This window comes from Nostoc sp. KVJ20 (assembly GCF_001712795.1).
In the GTDB taxonomy this organism is placed as follows: domain Bacteria; phylum Cyanobacteriota; class Cyanobacteriia; order Cyanobacteriales; family Nostocaceae; genus Nostoc.
Window position 1 is genome coordinate 168,752 of the sequence record NZ_KV757585.1, and the last position, 16,261, is coordinate 185,012.

Below are 16,261 nucleotides of genomic sequence, written 5' to 3' on the forward strand. Positions count from 1 at the left end.
AGTTATCTACAGCATTCTGGCTCTTGAATAGATACAAACTGAACATTCTACAACTTAATTTTTGAGATTACTAGAACAGTTTATAAGTCAAAACTTCTAGTCCAAAATTCTTTCATTGGTATGAAACAATTTGCCACTCTTGTTATTGCTAGCACCACAATACTATTTGGGGTGACGATACCTGTTGTACAGGCACAAGCACAAACTCCTGCATATCGCTTGATTGAACGGGATATGGCTGCAAGCAATAGGATTCAGGTTCAAGTTACTCCAGGACGTGCTACGCCCATTAGCTTCACTCAAACCGACGAGGCGATCGCCTACATTTTGGTAGCAGACCCTTCACGACTGGTCTACACCACAGATACAGATTTAAAAAACGGACGCGCTACAACCATCTTTCTGAGGGCAATCCAACCGCTAAAGTTTCCAGGGGCTACCACCACTGCCATTACTAACTTACTTGTCCAAACTGTAGACAAAACGGGACAAAAACGACTCTACAACTTCGATATCGTTCCAGTGCGTAGAAACACTGGGTATGTTGGTATTCAGATTGCAAATGCGTTCGTCATACCCCTACAGGGAAGCAAGCTACGCGCAGCGTCTCCGATAGGCTTCGGCACTGCACGTAGACACCGAACAGCTTCTGAAAATAGCGCAATCGCTGGACAACAGACACTATTAATAGATAAAAATCGCAGAGCGAGAGTAGATGATATTGAAACTGGGCTGAGAATTGCTATTAATCGGGGTTACACCAACAAAAGCGATCCAGTTGTTCCTAAAGTGCAGCAAATTTTATCTCTGTTGCGAAATAGCAAAGTAACAATCCCAGAAGCAGCTACATCTGTTGGTGTTCCAGTTGAGGTTATTTCTGAATTAGGAAGAATCGCCTTAAATGACCGCCTACTCAGACTAGGACAGCAGCGCTAGAGGTGATGCACAGGGGAAAATAGAAAGGAATTGACATTTAATCAAGTTTTTAATACCTCAATGATCTTGTCCACAAGTTCCATTGGCTTAATTGGCTTGGCAATAAAAAGTTGAAACCCTGCTTTTAAAATACGTTGCTCATTTTTGGCTTCAGCAAAAGCAGTGAGAGCGATCGCTGGAATTTGTCCCCCTTTCTCCATAGTGCGGGAGCGAACCTGACGAATCAAGGTAAAGCCATCCTCATCTGGCATACTGATATCACTAATCAGTAGAGCAGGCGATTGCTGTTCTAAAAGTGCCAATGCTTCTTTTACTGATGCTGCCACTAATACATCTGCCCCGACGCTCTGGAGGACAGTCTGCATTAACATCCGAGCATCTGCATCGTCATCCACAACCAGAATGCACAAGTTCTGCAATTGGGTAATTTTCTGATTACCATGCAGCAATTCTCCTACTACTAGTTCCTCATTACTCAACTGCGTTGTCATTGTTACGATAGGTAGCCTCACCGTAAATGTAGAACCCTTGCCGAATCCCGCACTGGCTGCTGTGATATTGCCATTGTGGAGTTGTACAATTGTGAGAGCGATCGCAAGTCCTAACCCTAATCCACCAGCAGAACGAGTAGTTGAAGCGTCACGCTGACTAAACCGTTCAAAGACGAATGGTAGAAATTCTGCTTCTATGCCCCTCCCTCGATCAATAACAGTAATCTGAGCCTGAGACTCAACTTGTTCCAACCTGACCTCTACACTTTCATTTTTGGAACTAAACTTGATTGCATTTGAAAGCAAATTCCAAACCACCTGTTGTAAACGAATGGCATCACCCAAAACGTTGGACACAGCATCAAGATGTAACTTAATTTGAATGCCCTTTGTTTCGGCTGACAATCGAATAGTATCTGCTGCTGACCGAATTACACTTGCTAGGTCAACAGGTTCGATTTCCAAATTCATCTCGCCCTTCTGCATCCTAGCCAAATCCAGCAAATCGTCAATTAAGCGAACTTGTAGACGGGCATTCCGCTCAATCGTTTCCAGTCCCTCAATTTTCAGTGCTTCATCCATCTCAGATTCAGTTAGCAATAGTTGCGCCCAGCCGTGGAGATTATGCATGGGAGTACGTAACTCATGAGACAAGACAGCGACGAATTCATCCTTTACTCGATTTATTTCTGCCAGTTCCTCAGTCTTTTGTCTCAGTTCTTCCTCTACACGTTTTTGTTCAGTGATATCAATACCGATTAAAAATGCGGCTCTGTTCTGGTCATATTTTTGAGCCACAATTAAATAGCTACGATCTGCGCTTATGGATTTCAACTCATATAATGCTTCAGATTGATCTTCAGCAAAGAAATTTTGCACGAACTCACGAAACCCATTACCATTAGCTAAAAAACCAATATCCTGACCAACAAAAGCTTCGGGAGGCAAATTAAAACTATCAGCTAAGTGCTTGTTGACACCTAGATAGCACAAATCGGAACTGACCCAAGATACAATTCCAGGTACAGCCTCCAATACAGTCTGCAACTGATCTCTAGCAGCTTGCAATTTTCTTTCTGTCTGGTTACGCTGGGTTATATCTAGAAATACACTTACACACCCCCGCACTTTTCCATCTTCATCAAATAAAGGGGCAGCATACTGCGAGAGATTAATTCTCACACCATCATTACGAACCACCTCAATCTCAGAATCCAGTATTTCCACACCATGAGTGGTAGCATATTGCATAGCTAGTTCTTCTGGAGCTAGTTCTCTGCCATCCTGGTAAACTTTAAAGTTAGTTGGACGTTCATCATTAGGAGCGCTGAGAGAGGCATTTGCGTCAACAGGTATGCCCAGCAGTTTAGCAAGAGCCGGATTAGCTCGAATAGTTCGGCATTCTGGATCTTCTGCAATGCCAATGCCAGTTGGAATCACCTCTAACAAAGTTTGTAGTTCTTTAACTCGTCGATTTAAAGCTTGGTTTAACTTGATAATTTTTGCTTCTGCTTGTTTGCGGTTCGTGACGTTTTGGAAGATTGCCAAGCCCGTCAGAATTTTACTATTTTCATCTTTGACTGGAAAAGTTTGTATTAGATAAACTTGATTGTTATAAGGGATTTCAATACACATTGGAGTACCCTGTAAGGTACTACGGTAAACTGGTTCTATCAGTTCGTAAGTCTCAGGGAGAAGAGTTTCGTGCAGCGTTTTACCTTGGAACTCCTCTTTTGGTAAACCAAAGATTTGCAGTTCTGTACCCTCAGCACCCATAAAGCGCATATCTCGATCAAAGAGAAAAACTACTCCATTGGGTAGATTTTGGGTTAATGTTCGGTATAGTTCTTCACCTTGACGAAGTGAACGCTGACTCTGCAATAAATCTTTTAGATTGATTTGGGCTTCTGTTTTATCAGAATCTGACTGCTGTTTGCTTGACTGAAAGTTAGCAGTTAGCGCACTTATTAATAGACCCTCGATAACAAATAATACAAATTCCAAACTATTGAGAGTAGAAGATGGGTTTGTAAAAAAGTAATGACTAGCTAAAGCAGCCAAAAACACTGATGTCAATCCTGAAATGATACTACCGTACCAAGTACTTATAGAGATAGCAATCAGCCACAAGCTGAAAGAACTTGTAATTCCGGTTAGATGCTCTAGTCCCAGCTTTACTAGCAAGGTTACTCCCACACTGAAAAATGCAATCCTGTAGGGCAGGTATTTTTGTTTGATAAATAACATAGAGATGGGAGCAACGGGATGGGATTTTGTAAGGCCGGATAAAAAACGAGCGATGTCTACGGCAGGCCACGCCTACACTAAAAACTATTTTCAGTGTAATAAAACATTTAGTATATTTAAATACGTAGTAATGCGTAATTAGGTCTAATGTATGGTGACATACGCGAAAATTTGTAATGACAAGAATTCAAGTAGGATTTCCGAGTAGCAATAATTTTAAGATTGAAGATGTTTACCTTAATGGAAAAATATATATGTGCAATTTCAGATTTAACTAAATCATCTGAATCTTAAAAAACTTTGGCATTGCATAAATGCGGCATTAATTGGCGGTTGAAACCATTGAAAATTTGTTCCAAATTGTCCGGAATTATCCCATGATTCAGCAATACCAAAACTTTTAATATATTGATTTCTGATGATGCCGAATGGATATAGAAACATATATTCCTCAAACCAGAAGGAGTATTGTTTTTCGGAGAAGTAAAACCAACAGCTATCGCTGCATTGAGTGGATCAATTAATATAATTAGCGAAGCGATGATGATCCAAACACTTCCTACTTTCGCTGCAACAGGTTCTTTTCCATTTCAACTAACCCAGCAGCAGCAAAAAGCTCTAGATGCAATGTGGACATTTATACAGCCAACTGTGATAGCTGCTTTATTTCTGCTGGTTGGCTATGCTGGAACTGGCAAGTCAACTATTGTTTTCCAATTAGTTAAAGTTCTTGTCGCTACGGGTAAGCGAGTTGTACTGACTGCACCCACTAATAAAGCTGTAGGTGTGCTGCAACGTATGGCGGCAGAAAATGGCGTAACTGGGGTAGAATTCTTCACCATTCACCAGTTGTTAGGACTGGGTATAGTAACTAGAGGTAAAGAGAAAGTACTTGACCAAACTGGGCCTTCTTACATCAATCTATTTGATGTTGTCTTTATTGATGAATGTTCCATGATTGGCAAACAACTCTGGCGCTGGATTGAGGATGTTGCTAACCAATCATCCACCTGGATAAAAATCAAAATTATTCTCATGGGCGATCCAGCACAGTTAAATCCAGTTAATGAAGGAAAATCCCCCAGTTTTCAAGTACCAGATAAAGCAGTATTGACTCAAGTTGTGCGTCAGGGAACTGGTAGTCCTTTGTTAGAGTTTGTCACCGCTTCTCGCTATGCAGTTACCAAGAGCAAGTATCCTTTTGAGCCTTATGCCAAATATCTGCCTGATAAAAGTAATGGGGCGCTGATGGTTAAACGTCAAACTTTGCTGCGCTATGCCTGCAAAAAGATGAAGAGAGAATTTGCTCAAAACCCAGATTGTTTCCGAATTTTGTCATGGACTAATACTCAAGTTGACTTTTACAATCAGCAGATTCGCACACATTTATATGGTGAAAATCTCAATCGCTTTATTCCTGGAGAGAGATTAATCACCAGAGATCCTGTGATGGCTCCTGATGGTAAAACTACGATTCTTTCTACATCTACAGAGTTTACTGTTTTAGATGTCTTTGGGGATCGTTACAACAACTATGATACTTGGAGGTTAAAGGTAGAGACAGATGAAGGGATTGTGCGTCAAATCTATGTTCTGCATGAAGATGAGCAAAAACAATTTGACCAAGAAACCAAACGCTTACTCAAAAGTGCCAAGCGTAATCCCTTTCTGTGGAAGCAGTACTACAAACATTCAGAGCAGTTTGCCAACATCAGAAACTGCTTTGCATTAACTGTTCACAATAGCCAAGGTAGCACTTTCTTGGAAGCGGGTATTGATGGTAAAGATTTGAGTAAACGACTTTATCCAGAACGAGGAGATGACAGTAAGGCAGTACTGGCAAAGATTAGAGAGTTTAATCGTTTGTACTATGTTTCTAGCTCACGGGCTAGACAACGGATATTAGTTATCCGGTAATAATTGTGTATAGCACGTGTGATGCGAAAGTATCACGCACGGTTCTGAAGCCGAGTCACGTTGGCGACAATGTGGCTTAGGGTAATACAGACTGGATAACCAAACCCAAGAACTTTTCCGGTGCTTATAATTGCACCTCTACCAATCTCGAAGACTGGAGTGCCTTCGGATTAATGATGGATCTAGCAATGATGGGCTGCCTTCAACTGGCGAAGGACACCAATGACCGACTAGATAAGATAGCTGCCGAAATTTAGTTTCTGTTGCGTCTTTAAGGGCGATCCTTCCTTTCATGGTTGCGATCGCCTATGGTGGGCGGTTACGCTATTGCTGCTGGGCATCGTTCATAAAGGAATAATACGGGCATTTTAATTTTTTAAAATTTTTCGCAATAATACTTGTTAGCAAGGAAGGGATAGTAATTATGAGTACAGCAAACATTCAATCATCTCCTGTTCAAAGAGAACTTTCAATAAGAAGCGAAAGTATACAACGGATTTATAATTTTTATGTAAATAATCTATTTTATGCTAATAGAAGATATCAAAGAAAATTGGTTTGGACTATAGAAGAAAAACGAGCATTTATAGACTCGATTTTACAAGGTTTTCCAGTTCCTATTATCTTATTAGCGGAAACAGAAAAAGAAAAAAAGTCTGTATTTGAAATTATAGATGGAATGCAAAGATTAAATGCTATTACTGCTTTTATTGAAGGAGAATTTGATATTGAAGGTAAATATTTCGATTTGCAAACAATGGTGGAATCAAAATCTAGATTAGATCAAGAAATATTAGTGCAAAAAGAACCTGTTCTTGAAAGAAAATATTGTGAAATAATAGGCAGTTATATTCTTCCACTCTCTGTTTATTCCTTCGATGATAATGATAAAGTTGACGAGATATTTAGAAGAATCAACTCTAACGGTAAACATTTATCAAAACAGGAATTGCGTTCAGCAGGGGCGACTTCTAAATTTGCTAATTTAGTTAGAGTAATTTCAAGCGAAATAAGATCAGACGTATCAGCTTCAGACATTATTCTTCTTAATGAGATGAAAAAAATTAGTATTACCAATAAACAACTTGACTATGGTATTAAAATTGACGATATCTTTTGGGTAAAAAATAAAATTTTAACAAAACAAATGCTGAGGCAATCAGAAGATGAACAAATTGTTGCTAACATTATCGCATATATTACACTACACCCCGATATTTCCAAAAGTAGTGCTTCTGTCTTAGATGAATATTATGGTTTTAAAAATGGTGAAAATCAGGAAAGAATAGAAACTTTATTAGTATTAAAGCAGCCCGAATTTATTAAAAAACAGTTTATGATTATTTATAACCATCTTCGTGAAATATTAAAAGAATCTAATAAGAATTTTTGCGATTTAATAAGTTTAAATAATCTCAATTATATGCCGCGCCCTTTTCAAATAATATTTTTAAGTTTTTACGATTTAGTATTTCAGGAACAAATGGAGATAGCTAATTATGATGGATTAGTAAAATCTTTAAAAAATATTAATAATGATATAACTACTACTAGCGGCCCGACATGGAGCTATCAAAATAAAAGGCGTAATATAGACAAGGTTAAAGGAATCATTAGAAAGTTTTTTAAAAAAAGGGATAATAACGATCCGGCTAAAGATTCATGGTTAACAGAATTTGAAACTTTACTAACTCAATCGAAAACAGAACAAACTTTATATGACTTTAAACAAGGTTTTACACAACTAAATCAAAGAGGAGAATTTGATCAAGGAAATTTTAGTAAAATAATTCAAACTTTAACTGCAATGGCAAATCATTCTCCTAATGCAATTGGTTATGTTTGTATTGGAGTAGCAGATAATGATCAGACAGCACAAAGGATAAAAAAATTATATAATATTAATCCCGTGGATTATAAAAATTTCAAGATAACAGGAATAGAACATGAAGCAAACAGATTACAGGGAAATCTTGATAGTTTTTATCGCTGGATAATTCAACAAATTAAATTAGAACCTATTCCTCAAACAGCTAAAGATACCATAGGTAGAGAAATTAAAATAATTAATTATTATGATAAATGTGTAGTTATCTTTTGCTTAAAAGCTGAAGATCCAATACCATACGATGGGAAATTTTATCAGCGTACAGGTTCAAATATTGATGAAATTAAACTTGAAGAATATGCAGAGCTTTTTAAACGTTTCTCTAAAAATATTTAAAGACTACATAATTAGGGATAGATATAGTGCAGCTAAATGAGGGGCAAACTAAACAGTATTTTAGTGATATGCGAACGCTGATATCAATTTCTTAAAATGCTTGCGTGTCAATGAGTTGTAAGAATTTTAAAGAATGGCAAAAAGAAACATATTTATGCGTTTAACTCTGTTTCACTCAATTTGAAAAATAACTGGGGTAATTTATGATGCCTAAGTTTTTGTTCGCGGAAATTTTCCGCGAACATCCCTTTTTGTCCAAACTCCAAAAATAGATAATGTCTGATTAAACTTATGACCATTTTAATAAGCGATTAACAATTCTAATAATTTTGTTTATTTTGTATAATAATATTTTTAGATATAAATCTGGATAAATTGCTTTATATCTCAATATCTTTTCAAAAATTAAATCGATTTTATATAGACTTGTTAAGCAATTGAATGAGTTTTTTAAATAAAATTTAAGTCAGCTTTAGTGGCTATAAGTTAAAGCTTTCGCTTTATTTTACTGAATGGGAAAACATTATCATTCCTAGTAAATGTGGTATAAACAGTGATTACCAATTCAAGTGAAACCTTTCTAAAAGACGCTGTTGTTGAAAGATATAATCTCTCTAAGCTGAATAAAACTCGCATCCGTTTCAAGATTCAATTAAAGAAGACAACCAAGAGTAATGCTCCAAAATGGACAGATGTTCTCAAATATTCTCAAGATGAACAAGAATCTGACTTAGTGAAGGTTACAACCTCAGAAGTTGGTTTAAAGGGCATCAAAGTTTTCAAAGCTTTAGACGAAGCAGCAAACCAATTAAGGCAAGAAATTGCTTCAGTCCAAGAATGGATGAATTATGACAATGGTGATTGGATTTGTTCTATAGATTTAGCGCCCTTGGTCTGGAATCAACTAATCGGAATTCGAGATAATATTGCACCTGTTTTACGCACTCAACTGAAAGAAGAGTATGAAAAGGGGTACACAGACTATCAAGAACGTATTGACAAATTTCTTTCACTCAATGCTTGGCAGTTATCTGTAGAACAACAACAAGAAGTTAAGCAGAACTTAGCCAAAGCTTTTCCCTGTTTAGAGGAACTAGAGGACTATTTACAAGTAGTAATTGGTCGTCCTGTCATTATTCCCGCCATCAGTGAACAACTCTCAGAGAAACAAACTGAATGCTTAGGGCAAATAACTCGGTTTATCGAACAGTATGACAGAAATTTAGAACAAACACTGAGGGAATCAGCGATCGCTCTCGGTGAGCAACTAGCAGCCCAGTTGCTCGAAGATTTGAGCAATTGGGAACCAGGACGCAAGCCAGTCAACTTCAAGAAGAAGATGGAACGCCATTTCAAAAAAGTCCAAATGCTTTTGGCTAACGCCAGTTTTGAAGCAGGTAGCAGCCTTGGACAAATGATGACTCATCTAGAAAATGTTCTCGAAAACGCTTCTGTGGATGCTAAAAAGCTGGATTCACAAGGGCGTTCTCAGTTGCAGGGAAAAATGGATGAAATTTGCTCCAAGCTTTTGGATGAACAACGCCATCTCCAACGATTAGCAAGTGATGAGGGTATGGGCTTAACCAGAGCTACAGCGATGTCTCTCAAACTTCGCTAGAAAAAACAATCAAGAACGTATCTGTATCGTCCTTGATCGAAAACGAGGTGTGGGGGAGCCACTGCGGTGGACGGGTTTCCCGACTTGTTCGCGCAGCGTCTCCCCTTGGGAGAGGCGACTGGCGTCAAGTGGCGTTGAAGAGGAAGACAATACGCCCACACTTCCCAAGCTTGCTACGCACTTAAAAGGGGAAGTGATAGGTAGGAAAGGAACTTTTTGCTTCCTTGTCTATCACCACTGTTCCCATTAATTTACCAGTCCACAGTATTTAGAGGTAGGAAATGTCACATTTTTCAACTGTCACCACAAAACTAACTAACCGTGAATGTTTAGTACAAGCTCTACAAGATTTGCAGCTTACTGTCCAAGTTTATGAAAAACCACAATCGCTGAGAGGTTATTACGACGACTCCCAGGGGAAAAGCGCTGAGATTGTTGTCCCTGGTCGTAGTTTAAGTGTCCGTGCAGATATCGGGTTTATGTGGGATCAAGAGGCAGGGGTGTATCAACTCATCCATGATGCCTATGAAACTGTACCCCGACTAGGAGAAAACTTCTTTTCTCACATCCTAATACAAGCCTACGGACAGAAGATGGTTCGCGCTAAAGCAGCCCAGTTACAAGAACATCTGGGAGAATGCACCATCACAGAAGAAACCAATGGTCAGGTACATACTCTGCGCCTTGCATTTTCAGCACATCAGCAAACTCAACAAGTTCGGAGGTAATTTATGAAACGGGCAATATTGATACATTTTGACACTGCTACAGGTGAAGTGAAAATAGAAGCCGAGGGATTTGAGGGATTGTCGTGCCTAGAAGCAACTCAACCTTTTGAGGAAGCTTTAGGTGTGGTAAAGGGCGATCGCGTTTACAAACCAGAATCTCAGCAACAGCTTCGTAGCATCATTACTCATCAACAACAGTTGTACCAATAAATGATGACAAGGGAGATAGGCGAAAGACTTCTTGAATAATTCTTCCCTGTCTTCGTGTCATTCCACCAATAAATATTTCGATGGGGGACAAAGAAAATCCCCCTGCACAATTTTTCTATGAGCGAACTACCTGAAGATTATCCGATGCTCCATATTTATCCCTCAAAAGGAGCGCGGGAACCAGTAATTATCAAAGGAAATGCGGAGGGACTGTGCGCTTTAGTCAATGCCCTAATTTCCGCCATTGCTCATCCAAATTCTTCTGGAGTTGCTGAAGTGTTTAACGGCGATGCCGAAGTTTACGAAGTAGTCGTGCATCTTGTTACCACTAACGAAAAACTTTCTCCCGTACCCGATCAAAATTCGCAACAATGAAACTATCAAACCTGATTACCACCATTGACTCTCAAATACCCATCGTGGCAATAGATGTTCTGTCCCCCGAAGAAGCCACTATCATTCAGTGGTTAACTGCTGAAGTGATGGACAAACTTAACAGTCCTGTGTACTTCTGGAATTTGGGAATTTCTGGCTTGGAGCAATGTCTGATTGCTGACGACGGTGGACTGGTGTTCAAATCAGTCGAGACGTATAAAAAGCCTCCTAACATAGACCCTTTAATATATGTGTTCGAGTACATCAACAATTTCGGCGGTAATGGGGTTTTCATTCTGGGAGATGTTCACCCTTTTGTGGGTAAAAACTCCCTGCAATTGAGTTGGGAAATCCTCACCAGAGTAAAAAACTTGTACCATCGCCTCAAACCGACTGAAAAGCGAATTGTGTTTTTAGGTCAAAACATTCAACTGCACGAATCCCTGCTGAGACTAATTCCTTGCTGTGAAGTTCCTTTGCCCAGCATTGAGCAAATTCAAGACCACTTAGAATCATATTTACTATACTTGCAAGAATCTGCCAGTGAGCAAGAGGTAACTTTTACCGTATCTCTCACCACTGAAGATAAAGAAACCTTGGCAAGGGCAGCTTTAGGCTTGACGCTGGAGGAAATCAGCGACTTTCTGCGGCTCACTGTTAAGGAGCGATTAACTTCTAAAGGTATAGTAATTGATACTACGGTCATCCCTTTGGTTGTCGAATACAAAACCCGCCTACTGTCTCAGATGGGTATTGAATTAGGTAAACTGGCGACCATACCCTTTGGTGGATTAGACCTGTTGCGCGATTGGTTGCAACGCCGTCGTCGGTTATTTTCCCAAGAAGCGCGATCGCTAAATCTACCCCAACCTAAAGGTGTGTTACTGGCAGGGCCACCAGGAACAGGTAAATCGATAGTAGCAAAGAACATTGCAACCATACTCAATCTTCCACTGCTGCAATTAGACATTGCCTCGATGCTTGGTAGCCTGGTGGGAGAATCTGAGGGCAATGTCCGCCGCGCACTCAAGGCTGCTGAAGCTATTGCACCCTGTATCTTGTGGATTGATGAGGTCGAGAAAGCACTTTCAGCTAATGGTGATACCTCTGGAGTCTCACAAAGAATTTTGGGAAATATCCTCACTTTCATGTCTGAGTGTACGGCGGGGGTGTTTGTGGTGGCAACTTGTAATGACCCAACAGCGCTGCCTATTGAGTTCAAGAGGAAAGGGCGGTTTGACGAGAATTTCTTCGTTGACCTACCTACTGAGTTGGAACGCTGCCAAATTCTTAAGATTCACTTAGAACGGTTTGGTATAGAAGTTCCGCAGGAATATTTAGAGGCGATCGCTGCTAGCACCGACAAGTTTAGTGGTGCTGAGTTGGAAACCCTGGCATCAGAAGCAGCACTACTGGCTTTCGATGAGGGAAGACCTCAGCAAATCACACTGGCTGATTTAGAAAATTGTCAGCAAAACATCACCCCTTTAGCTGTTCAAGATGCTGCTGCTGTTGAGCGGATGCAGTCTTGGTCAAAGATTGCGCGACCAGCCTCTAGTCCTGTGCAGGTGTCTAAGAAAGGGCTTCGTACTTCTAGGTTCCGTACTAATTAGGTATTCCCAAATTAGTAATAATTTGAAGCTTTTGTCAAATGAACATCTGTTGTTGAGATGTTCATTTGATATGGCAATATTCTACTTTGAATTAGGTCAATAATATGAAAATTTACTTAATATTCGTAGATGCGGTTCAGAACAGTAACAAATTCTGGAGTGCAAAAGTTGAGCAAAGCAATCTAACTGTTGAGTGGGGTAGGGTAGGCTACAAATCTCAGCAAAAAGTTCACTCTTTCGGTAATGCTCAACAGGCAGTTTCTAAATTCCACAATCTCGTGGCTGAGAAGAAAATGAAAGGCTACCGAGAAAGCCAACCTCAAATTGATAGTACTTCTGATTCTCTAAAAATAAAAAGAGCTATCCAATTACTAGAGATTTTGCGTCCTTATGTAACACAAAGACAATTTACCAATAGAAATTATCTAGAGACATTAAACCAATATTTGAAAATCGTTCCTACACCTTTAGGAATGAAAATAGACCCGTCTCGAATATACCGCGATGTGGCAGATATTGAGCATCAACTATCACTACTGAACTCTTTGCTGGAAACTGATTCTATGCTGGGTGATAACACTACAGAAGAATCTGCTAATAACAGCAAAGTTATCAGTTTAAAAAGCATTGGAAAGAACTTTTGGAGGCATTTGTAGAAATAATTCAGGAGCGGAGCCTGATACTCCGAAAGCTACGATTAGAATAAAGTCTTACCTGAGAGCGGTTAAATGGGATATATCAGTAAACTTCCGTATGTCTCACAGAGTAAAAGCATCTGATTCAAAACTTCACATCCTTTCTTTTCTGCTATCGCAGTCACCTTTCTAACAATGACGCAACCAGAAATAAATTATCATGACTCAAACAGCATCGAAACAAAGGGTAAAGCCTGTCAATCAGACCAAAAAAACAAGTGTAGCTACTCCTAAAGGCGAAAATGAGGTATCAGCAAATATCCCAGAAATATCTACAGTTAAAAAGAAAAAATCTACATCTCCTGATGGTGATACTTCAACTGAGCCTATCTTAAATAAGCGTACTAATAAACGTGCTGCCAAATCAGAGTTAAACTCTCAACCACTTATAGAATCAGGAATGGAGGTAATCTGCTCACAAACTAAATTTCACGATGCGCTCTCTCTAGTTAGTTGTGCTACCCCAGCTAAACCTACCCATCCGATTCTTGCTAATGCTCTAATCATTGCAGATATCGAAACACAACAGATACATTTAACTGTTACTGATTTAGCATTAACAATTCAGGCAAGTTTTGAAGCCCAGGTTTTACTCAAAGGTGAAATTACTGTGCCAGTAGAAATACTATTTGAGATAGTTAAGCATTGCCCTAATGGTAATATTAGCCTCAGTAGTCAGACTCAGATTATACAGCTTAATGATGAGGAGAAGCAAACAAAAATCTGCTCTTTCAGTTTATCTGATACTGATGGTAAATATGAAGTTAGAGGCATTAGTGCTGAAGAATTTCCACCTAGTTCTACAATTGATGCTACTCCCATTCCTCTGCCAACAACAGTTTTCAAAGATGGTTTGAAAGGTGTAATTTATGCTGTAAGCACTGATGAAAATAAATATATCTTGACCGGAGTTCATATCCAACTTGCACAGGAGAAGTTAAAGTTTCTTGGTACTGATGGGCATCGAGTCGCAACCACTGAACTTTCAACTCAAGGAATTGGTAGAAAACCCCGTAAACAAGTAGAATCTTCAGAGATACAATTTACTATTCCCGGTCGAGTCCTCAAAGAACTAGCGCGTAACTTGGATGATTCTGTCGAATTCATTAATTTGTTGTATGATGCCCAAAGTAATCGCTTGGGTTTTGCTTGGCAAGATATTATCCTCAGATGTCAATGTCTGGAAGGAACTTACCCTGACTGCGAACAGCTATTGGCAAGATTTAGCTTTGACCGAGAAGTAATCCTAGAAAAAGCATTATTAGTCAAAGCACTGGAACGGTTAGCTGTGTTAACAGATAAAAAAGAGAAAGGTATTTATTTACAGTTTGATGGAAGTTTGCAGCAGTTACGATTATCAATTGAACGGGAGTTTGGCAAAGGCGATCAGGTTATTGCTGCTCATCTACCATCAGAAATGTCATTGAATATCCAGTTTAACCTCAAGTATTTAGTAGAAGCATCCAAGGCAATTCCCAGTTCTGCTATCAAAATGCACTTGCAACAATCAGATCATCCTGCCATGTTGGTTCCTTATGGAGATAGACCAAATCCAGAACTGCAAATGGAAATGCGTCAATTCTTATTGCCACTGTACACTCTAAATGCTTAATAAATGTTAATCGGAATTTTGAAGTTTTGTAGGGTGTTTTGGATACGAGTGGTGTTTATTTTAGACAGGGATTTGAGGAACCTGGACAAAACTGACAATATAAACGAAAATCCTCGATTTGACAAATAGAAACTGTGCATTTTGGCGGTATATATCCGACTATTTGCCGCCAAAATGCTAAATTTATCCAGTTTTATCAAGAAAAAAGGAAGCAAAGCAGGGTGCAAGAAGGAAAGATAGAAAAGTATGTTTTAGAATCTAATTGTTACCCAATATGGTAAACACTTTACAATCAGAGTATTACTCAATAGTTCCACCATGCCAGCAAAAGACATATACCATAATGAAGTCAAGAACGCATTGATAAAAGACGGTTGGACTATCACAGATGATCCTTACTTTATCAAATATGAGGATGCTGAACTCTACGCCGACCTAGCAGCAGAAAAACCAATCGCCGCAGAACGCCAGGGACAGAAGATTGTTGTAGAAATCAAGAGCTTTGTCGGCAAATCGATGATGTATGATTTTCATAATGCCCTGGGACAATACATAGTCTATCGGAAACTCATTCAACTTACTGAGCCAGAATATAAACTTTATTTAGCTGTTGATGATGTTGTCTATGAGAACTTTTTTCAACGTAAATCTGTACAAGCAGTCATCAATGAAAATCACCTGCTGTTAATAGTTGTAAATACAGAAAAGGAGGAAATTCGGCAATGGATAAGCTAGAACAATACCGCAATGCTATTAAGAAGATATTGACTGAGTATTACGAAACTACTAATACTCAAGTTATAAAAGATACGGGATTTGAAGTAAGCGATCGCTTGGCTTTTGATGAAATCAGAGATCAATATCTTTGGTTTCGGTTCGGCTGGGATGACAAAAAGCAAATACAGTATATTATCATCTATCTCTGCATTAAAAACGGCAAAATTTGGGTGGAGGAAGATGCAACTAATTTATGCGTTGTTGATGATTTGCTATCAGCCGGAATACCCCAAGCCGATATTGTTTTGGGTTTCCATCATCCCAGTAAACGAGGTTTAACAGAATTCGCTACTGCTTAAGGAAGCAGGTAAAAAATAGAAATTTAGCGTTTTATGAGCCAAGGATATGAATTCTAAAATGGCTATAGCTCGGTTGTAAATTCCATAAACTTATACACCTGTTTCAACGTTTAAATAATTAGGCATACTCAATTTATGGTATAGGTAAATACTGCTGGTAACGGTTGAGCAAATCAGCCTACTTTGGATTCAAAATTACACCCCCTTAACAGGGGTAAGGGCGACAAATTAAGGTTAATGAATCCTATGTCTACAGTCGCCCTACATCAAAAATATCGACCCCAGACAATAGCCGAATTAGTTGGACAGCCTTACATCAAAACTGCTCTGACTAATGCTGTCAAATACCTGCAAATTGCACCAGCTTATTTATTCACAGGTTCTAGAGGCACAGGTAAAACCTCAACTGCTCGGATATTTGCTAAATCCCTAAATTGCCTCAACACTAAAAAACCAACTGACCAACCTTGTGGTATTTGTCAATCCTGCCGTTCAATTGAAACCAGTAATAGCCTAGAT

Annotated in this window: 13 protein-coding genes and 2 pseudogenes; 14 read left to right on the plus strand and 1 reads right to left on the minus strand. The window is 39.1% G+C overall.

What is annotated here, in order from left to right; genetic code table 11:
• Positions 1 to 120: 120 nt before the first annotated feature.
• Positions 121 to 936, plus strand: a complete 816-nt coding sequence (locus A4S05_RS09390; RefSeq protein WP_069069550.1) for a hypothetical protein — start codon at positions 121 to 123, stop codon at positions 934 to 936.
• Between the two features lie 41 nt (positions 937 to 977).
• Here the strand turns inward: A4S05_RS09390 and A4S05_RS09395 are convergent, their stop codons facing one another.
• Complete coding sequence (locus A4S05_RS09395) at positions 978 to 3,674, minus strand: ATP-binding protein (RefSeq protein WP_069069551.1); 2,697 nt, start codon at positions 3,672 to 3,674, stop codon at positions 978 to 980.
• A 540-nt stretch (positions 3,675 to 4,214) separates the two neighbouring features.
• Between A4S05_RS09395 and A4S05_RS09400 the strand changes: the two genes are divergently transcribed.
• From A4S05_RS09400 to A4S05_RS09455, 13 genes and pseudogenes are all read left to right on the plus strand, one after another.
• Positions 4,215 to 5,591, plus strand: coding sequence for an ATP-dependent DNA helicase (locus A4S05_RS09400; RefSeq protein ID WP_256090899.1), 1,377 nt, complete (start codon positions 4,215 to 4,217; stop codon positions 5,589 to 5,591).
• Positions 5,592 to 5,671: 80 nt separating this feature from the next.
• Positions 5,672 to 5,791 (plus strand): annotated as a pseudogene (locus A4S05_RS44180) (ribonucleoside-triphosphate reductase); the annotation flags it as partial.
• Positions 5,792 to 6,015: 224 nt separating this feature from the next.
• Entirely contained in the window at positions 6,016 to 7,815 is a 1,800-nt protein-coding gene (locus tag A4S05_RS09405) for a DUF262 domain-containing protein (protein WP_069069552.1), read from the plus strand.
• A gap of 553 nt (positions 7,816 to 8,368) precedes the next feature.
• Positions 8,369 to 9,433, plus strand: coding sequence for a hypothetical protein (locus A4S05_RS09410; protein WP_084227052.1), 1,065 nt, complete (start codon positions 8,369 to 8,371; stop codon positions 9,431 to 9,433).
• Between the two features lie 281 nt (positions 9,434 to 9,714).
• Positions 9,715 to 10,161, plus strand: a complete 447-nt coding sequence (locus tag A4S05_RS09415) for a DUF1257 domain-containing protein (RefSeq protein ID WP_069069553.1) — start codon at positions 9,715 to 9,717, stop codon at positions 10,159 to 10,161.
• Positions 10,162 to 10,164: 3 nt separating this feature from the next.
• Complete coding sequence (locus A4S05_RS09420) at positions 10,165 to 10,371, plus strand: DUF2997 domain-containing protein (protein WP_069069554.1); 207 nt, start codon at positions 10,165 to 10,167, stop codon at positions 10,369 to 10,371.
• A 117-nt stretch (positions 10,372 to 10,488) separates the two neighbouring features.
• Positions 10,489 to 10,746 (plus strand): hypothetical protein, encoded by a 258-nt coding sequence (locus A4S05_RS09425; protein WP_069069555.1) that lies wholly within the window; start codon positions 10,489 to 10,491, stop codon positions 10,744 to 10,746.
• On the plus strand, positions 10,743 to 12,359 hold the full coding sequence (locus tag A4S05_RS09430) for an AAA family ATPase (RefSeq protein WP_069069556.1): 1,617 nt from the start codon (positions 10,743 to 10,745) through the stop codon (positions 12,357 to 12,359). The genes A4S05_RS09425 and A4S05_RS09430 overlap by 4 nt, the downstream gene beginning before the upstream one ends.
• Before the next feature lie 104 nt (positions 12,360 to 12,463).
• A complete protein-coding gene (locus A4S05_RS09435) occupies positions 12,464 to 13,015 on the plus strand; it encodes a WGR domain-containing protein (protein WP_069069557.1) in 552 nt (183 codons plus the stop codon).
• Between the two features lie 199 nt (positions 13,016 to 13,214).
• The gene (dnaN, locus tag A4S05_RS09440) at positions 13,215 to 14,666 is read left to right on the plus strand and encodes a DNA polymerase III subunit beta (protein WP_069069558.1); all 1,452 of its coding nucleotides are present in this window, start codon (positions 13,215 to 13,217) and stop codon (positions 14,664 to 14,666) included.
• Positions 14,667 to 14,984: 318 nt separating this feature from the next.
• Entirely contained in the window at positions 14,985 to 15,401 is a 417-nt protein-coding gene (locus A4S05_RS09445) for a XisH family protein (protein WP_069069559.1), read from the plus strand.
• Positions 15,389 to 15,742, plus strand: coding sequence for a XisI protein (locus A4S05_RS09450; RefSeq protein ID WP_069069560.1), 354 nt, complete (start codon positions 15,389 to 15,391; stop codon positions 15,740 to 15,742). Before A4S05_RS09445 ends, A4S05_RS09450 begins: the two co-directional genes overlap by 13 nt.
• Before the next feature lie 246 nt (positions 15,743 to 15,988).
• Positions 15,989 to 16,261: pseudogene (locus tag A4S05_RS09455) on the plus strand (DNA polymerase III subunit gamma/tau); the annotation flags it as partial.